The 6,357-nt window shown below is 38.0% G+C and carries 5 protein-coding genes; 1 reads left to right on the top strand and 4 read right to left on the bottom strand.

Features of this window, described 5'->3' with window-relative positions; genetic code table 11:
- The 4 genes from SVZ03_16545 to SVZ03_16530 form a co-directional block, all read right to left on the bottom strand.
- Window positions 1-281: hypothetical protein (locus SVZ03_16545; protein MDY6935814.1), on the bottom strand; the 281-nt coding region annotated here is incomplete at its 3' end.
- The gene (locus SVZ03_16540; protein ID MDY6935813.1) at window positions 268-2,481 is read right to left on the bottom strand and encodes an HAD-IIB family hydrolase; all 2,214 of its coding nucleotides are present in this window, start codon (window positions 2,479-2,481) and stop codon (window positions 268-270) included. The genes SVZ03_16540 and SVZ03_16545, both read right to left, overlap by 14 nt.
- Window positions 2,468-3,379 carry a carbohydrate kinase gene (locus SVZ03_16535; protein MDY6935812.1) on the bottom strand — a complete coding sequence of 304 codons (912 nt, stop codon included), beginning with the start codon at window positions 3,377-3,379 and terminating at the stop codon, window positions 2,468-2,470. Before SVZ03_16535 ends, SVZ03_16540 begins: the two co-directional genes overlap by 14 nt.
- A gap of 755 nt (window positions 3,380-4,134) precedes the next feature.
- On the bottom strand, window positions 4,135-4,530 hold the full coding sequence (locus tag SVZ03_16530) for a VOC family protein (protein MDY6935811.1): 396 nt from the start codon (window positions 4,528-4,530) through the stop codon (window positions 4,135-4,137).
- Window positions 4,531-5,175: 645 nt separating this feature from the next.
- On the opposite strand from SVZ03_16530, the gene SVZ03_16525 reads away from it, so the two are divergent.
- Window positions 5,176-6,312 (top strand): nitronate monooxygenase, encoded by a 1,137-nt coding sequence (locus SVZ03_16525; GenBank protein ID MDY6935810.1) that lies wholly within the window; start codon window positions 5,176-5,178, stop codon window positions 6,310-6,312.
- Window positions 6,313-6,357: the final 45 nt, after the last annotated feature.

Below are 6,357 nucleotides of genomic sequence, written 5' to 3'. Positions count from 1 at the left end.
GCAATTGCAAACCTGAACATGAGCGCTATATGATCATCACGAACAAAGAGCTCCTGGACTCTACGCAAAAAAAGGGCTATTGAGGAATTTTCCATAAATTCTTCTGTCTTCTCACTCGCTATGCAAAAGCCCTTAAAAAGCTGAATAATATCATTTCTCAGAAAAAATTTTTGCTCTTCATTGGGAAGGAGAGCCAGGAATTCCTTGAAATCGCTTATATCCTCTTCAGCAATTATATCTATGAGTTGTTTTCTTTTATTATAGGTTTCACGCAGTCTCATTAGCAAATACCTCACCTGTAGCCCTTTCAATAAACTTGTAGTGTTTTATACCCTCTATTATCCCTCCTGCACATTGCTGAGAGGCAAAATAGACATTCCTCTGACCCTTTAAATGCTCAAGTTCCCTACTATAGTTACTCACAACGAGGCCAAGTGTGTCTCCACGAAGCATGTATTCATCATTGCCTGAATCGCCACAGACCAGCATATTTTCAAGGGGGATCTCCCATTTATAACTTATGTATCTCACAGCTTTCCCCTTGGAAGCGCGATAAGGGACTATATCGAGCAAATGATCATGGGAATATATGAGACTATAATAACATCGATTTTTAAGCAGAATGTCGTGAACCATTGCAAGGCGGTCCTTGCCTGGCTCCATAAAATAGCTTATCTTAAATTTTCTCTGTGTATCTTCCTCCTGATAATCCAGAAAATCAAGATTTATCAGGGAGTCCATTATCTTTTTTCTATCCCAATTCTTAGAGATATGTGAATCCCAGCCCTTGTCATATATCCTGTTATTTGAATAATATACCTCTGTCCCAACTGAGGAAACAACTATATCAGGGACTGTCAGATTATGCAATTTAAGATATTCAAAAGCAGAATCAACCGTTCTCCCTGTAGCAACGCAGAATCCTATTGCCCCATGATGCTCTTTTAGAATTTGTATTAAATCTTTCAGTCTATGGTTGTCTTCTCCAATAAGTGTGTTGTCAATATCAGTGGCAATTAGATAATTCAGGTTGACCAGTCTCTTTCCAATTTGGAGCCCAGGAAGCTTATCTGATAAGCCTATCTGACTCTCCTCGCTGACCAACTTCTTTATATTCAGAATATAATCTTCAGCATGCTCTCTCCATGTATAATGCTTCCTTACATTCATAATCCCATTTTTAGAGTATTCAGTCCATTTCTCAGGGTCAGCAATAATCGATTTTATTGAGCCACTGATCTCTTTTGTGTTTGTAGGATCAACGAGGATGCCGTTTTTGCAGTTGTTGATTATATCCCTGGGACCGCCATTGTTGGTTGCGACAATAGGAACACCGCATGCCGCAGCCTCGATAAGTGTAAGACCAAATGGCTCTATAAGTGCTGGATTGACAAAAACTCCCCCTTTCTCAGCTACAATGCGGTATAATTCCGGAACCTCATATTCAAAATCATGCTTCTTGGGAATAGCCATTCTGCCATAAAGATCATATTTGTCCATAAGAAGGAGCATTTCAGTTAAAACGTCACGTTCATTTTCATCTTTATCATGTATATCCTTTCTAATTCCAGCAAAGATCGCAAGATTTGCCATAACCTGTAATTCGCGATCTTCACCATATGCTTTGATAAGACTGGATATATTTTTTCTTTCCTCAGGACGGCAGAGCGTTAGCACAATAGGCTTATCAGGATGAAGAAAAAAGCGGTTTAGCTCCTGCAGTACTGAAGCCTTGGCATGTGTGCCGATCTCATCTTTCTTTAGTTCGGGTAGTATATCATGATAATAGGGATAAAATTTTTCAATATCAATGCCAGGAGGTATTACCTGAAAGTATGGGAATCCTATATTCTCATACTTGCCATACTGCTTCTTCAACTCATGATCTGTGCTTGTTATAATAAGCTCAGCCTCTGTTAGAATCTCCTCTTCAACCGCAATTCTTTTGTCAATTTTATATCGTTTTATTATATCATCCTCTTTTATCCCTTCAGCGATCAGCCTCTCTTTTTTTGATCTGCCAAGGGAATGGCCTGTAAATACAAAAGGGATTCCAAAGAACTTAGACAGCTGCATCGCCACATAGCCTGCGTCAGCATAATGTCCATGAATAATATCAGGGATTGAATCCTCCTTCTTGATAAACTTGATTGTTTTATCAACATATTCATCAAGATGCGGCCAAAGAAGTTCCTTTCTGATGTATTTTCTTCCTCCGCACTGTATCCTAACTATTCGAAATTTATTATTCACCTGCTCTATTGACTCAGAATAATCCATAGATACAGTTTTGTCGGATATTAATCTTGTAAAAAGATCAACCCTTTCAATCTCCTCAAGCGTGCTTAAGGAATTGGCAAGCTCAATAACGTATTTTATCTGTCCACCAGTATCCGCATCGCGACCCAGTTCCATACCCTCAGCCCGCAATAGGCCGTGAATGCTGAACATCTGGATATATAGCTTTTTATTTTTGCCCATTCTCTATCTCTGATATTATATCTGATATCTCTCTATAAAACTGGCTATCAGAGGGGACTGCGCCCTCAATCCCACAAATTTGAGATGCAAAAGCGGATGCAACAGTGAGTATAGAATTCGGGTCCCATCCCTTAAGATAACCTATCGCCAATATTGCGGAGAATGCATCCCCTGCCCCAACTGTATCAATGATATCTGTTGTCTCAGTCAGCTCCATTGTATATCCCTTATCACCAATATAAAGGCTACTCCCCCTGCTTCCCTTCGTAACAGCGATCATATCAAGACAGTACTCCTGGATCAGGAAATTAATAAAACTATCTATGTCACCTTTGATTCCAAGCATATCCCTTATCTCAATAAGCTCTTCATCATTAAGCTTTAAAATATCGCTATGCCTTAGGGATTCCATCACTATTGCTTGGGTGTAGCAATTTGGTCTTAGATTTACATCATAAAAACATTTTGTATATGGTTTTTTGTATGAAAGGATTTTCTGTATTGTATTATATCCCATTTGGCTTCTCTGGATGAGTGTTCCGAAATATATAAGCTCAATCTTTTCATTTAGCAATGACTTAATAGAATCATCAAAGAATATATGATCATACGCAACATTGGGCAAAATATTAAATTCAGGGATGCCTTTGTCAGTAAGTTCAATCAATACCCTGCCGCTTGCATGTTCAGGATCAATCTGCACATCGCTCATCTCGAATCCATTCTTCTGCAAATGAGTCGACATTTCCCTTCCTTCAATATCACTGCCGATACGGGTAACAAAACGAACAGGCATCCCAAGACTTTTTAGATGAAATGAAAAGTTGAAAGGCGCCCCTCCAAGACGCTTATAATCAGGAAATATATCGAAAAGGATTTCACCAATAACTAAAATCATAATATCAAAGAGGTATAATTTACTATTTTACATATATATGAATGAGTAACTGTTACAAAAAAAATAATCAAAAATAAAAAATATATCAAGCACTTTATGATTGATTGTGTGGTTTGCGTTTTTTTTCGGGATAAAAATTTCCTCATTTGGTAAAAACCACCCTCACCAGAGGTGGGAACTTGATGAGGGGCATTGGAGCCTTTTTACTCAGCTAATATAGGTTTCCTTGATTTTATAGTCTATCAAGTTTGTCCTGAACTTTATATACTTGGGAATCATTTCTACACTTTTACCTACAGTATTTACTTAATACACAATAGTAAATAAAATTTACAACTATATTATTATATATTGACTGCTCTCATACACTCTGCTAGTTGATGCTAATATAACAAAATCTTATAATAAAATAAGTAATACAGATCTGATTGCGGAGAGCATACTAAACGCTCAAATTCTCACTGAGATAAACTCCGCTATGGGGATTAATTTCTGTTAGGTATAGATATTAACTAATACGCCAGCGCTCCTGAGTAAGCAGCTAAAGTCAGTTCAGCTTCAGAGGTTTAGACTCATCAACCTATGTTAAACCTATAGTAACCGTTTACCTCAGGCATATATGCGCTCCGTGCCTCATATATGCCTGGATAGTAGACAATCGGTAAAGGTAAATTACGCTTCCGCCACTGATAGCGATTTAGGAATAAAAATCTACACTATCAACTCAGGGTTGGCGATCATACATTTATTGCAGATTATATTTGGGTAAACTCGACTAAAATACCTTTACAGGTTTTGGGGTGAATGAATGCCATCACATCCGCCATCTCACCCATGATGCTAAAGCCCTTCCCTTCGAAATCACCCTTGGCCTCTTTATAATCCGATACCTTGAGCGATATGTGATGCAATCCCTCGCCATTTTTTGCCAAAAACTTGCCGACTGGCCCCGCGCCCTCTTCAGTGGGTTGCAATAACTCAAATACGAGAGAACCGACTTTGACCATAGCAGACAAGTGCAATCCGAAATTCATCTTTCCATCCTTTGCACTAGAGGTATCAAGTTCTGCTCCGAATTTTTCCTGAAAAAATCTGATACCCTCATCAATGTCATTTACAGCTACACCTATATGTGCCAATCCTTCAATCATGTTATCCTATCTCCTTATTATACTGATTATTAATGACTATTAGTCATTTTTATATGTCAATTGAGTGTTACCTAAAACAAGCACAAATGATCAATCCTAAAGCAATAGTGATTGAGATAAGCTCACTGATTACTATTTCAGGTTTTACAAACACCCTATCAACTTATTTTGTTTATACTGAACAAAACATAATAATGTGTGTCAAGATTTTAACTGATAATTCTTACCGTTTCATTTACCTACTTATAATATATTCAAGGAAGGGAAAACATAATCCTGCTGAAGGTTTGCGCCAGGAATTTATAATTACATGGTAATTGTTGAAGCTTGTGTGACTTGATATCTCAACTGATAGTTGAGAAACTCACAATAGCAATTCCATAGAAAGAATTACTCGGGTGTCGGGAAAACTAATGTGTAATAAAAGAAATTTACTTGACCTTAACCGTGCTAATCAATGATTATTTACATCATTGTAAATTATAATATATTGTTTTTATCTTCATAATCTTTTATTTTATACATAAAATTTTTGGATTTAATCTATTACAATTTTTATACACTAAAATAGAAAACCTACAAAAAGGGTAGCATGTCTACTGTTTTAGAGTAAGATCTGATAAAAGTGGGTTCACGGATACATCCATTAAGGGAGGATGGCCATATTTTAATTTAATTACTTTTACCAACAGTATAGTATTACATCTAAGGGTAATTATTAAAGAATATAAAAGGAGGTTCAATATGAAAACTCGCATAACCGAACTCTTTCGAATTAAATACCCCATTCTGCTTTCCGGCATGAGTTGGATAAGCCTTCCGAAACTGGTTGCTGCAGTCTCAAATGCTGGCGGGTTAGGTATGTTTGCAGTAGGCCCAATGAGTCCTGAGGAAACCAGAGAGACCATTCAGGAAATCAGAAAACTTACGAAAAAGCCCTTTGGAGCGAACGCTACACTAATATATCCTGATGCTGCCCAAAGTGTGGCAGTATTGCTGGAGGAGAAGATTCCTATTATCAACTTCTCTTTAGGTAAAGGTGACTGGATTGTGAAAGCTGCACATGAATATGGAGGTAAGGTCCTTGCCACTGTTGTGATGCACAAACACGCAAAGAGAGCTGAGGATTATGGTTGCGACGGGTTAATTGTCACAGGGCACGAGGCAGCCGCACATGGGGGTGATGTGACATCACTAGTGCTTATCCCAAGTATTGTGGATTCCGTAAAAATACCTGTAATCGCTGCAGGTGGTTTTTGTGATGGACGGGGACTAATATCTGCGCTTGCTCTTGGTGCTGAAGGCATTGCCATGGGAACTCGTTTTATCAATACCCAGGAAAGCCCCCTTCACGGTAATTACAAGCAACTATCAATGAAAAAGGAGGTATACGATACGCTCTATTCCACCCGATTTGATGGGCTTCCCTGTCGTTTAATGAAAACCGAAGAATCGGAACGAATAATCAAAAAAGGTCCTAGCATAAGAAAGGCATTGCTCAACTCAACTAAAATTGCAAAAATGTTAAACATACCATATTTCAAGCTTCTACTCGGCGTTTTATTCTCAGGACGAGAGAATGCCAAAAAGTTAATCTACATGTCAAGCGCATTCGATACTATACAAAATGCAATCGAAAAAGGGGACACAGAAAAAGGGGTGCTCCTGGTGGGTCAGGTTGTTGGTCGCATTAACAGTATCCCCAAAGTCTCAGAAGTAATTAAAACAATAATGAAAGAGGCAAGGGATGCACAAAAACGATTATTAAATATCTCAGCCTAATTCTCAGTATTCATTTAGCAATTAATAGAATTCTCAGATGTATGA

It is taken from the genome of Spirochaetota bacterium, assembly GCA_034190085.1.
Taxonomy (GTDB): Bacteria; Spirochaetota; UBA4802; order UBA4802; family JAFGDQ01; genus JAXHTS01.
This window is presented reverse-complemented; position numbering and strand designations above follow the sequence as displayed.

Excerpts from the sequence above, each read along its gene's own strand:
- SVZ03_16540 (MDY6935813.1), bottom strand. The coding sequence starts at position 2,481 with ATGGGCAAAAATAAAAAGCTATATATCCAGATGTTCAGCATTCACGGC.
- SVZ03_16530 (MDY6935811.1), bottom strand. The coding sequence starts at position 4,530 with ATGATTGAAGGATTGGCACATATAGGTGTAGCTGTAAATGACATTGAT.
- SVZ03_16535 (MDY6935812.1), bottom strand. The coding sequence starts at position 3,379 with ATGATTTTAGTTATTGGTGAAATCCTTTTCGATATATTTCCTGATTAT.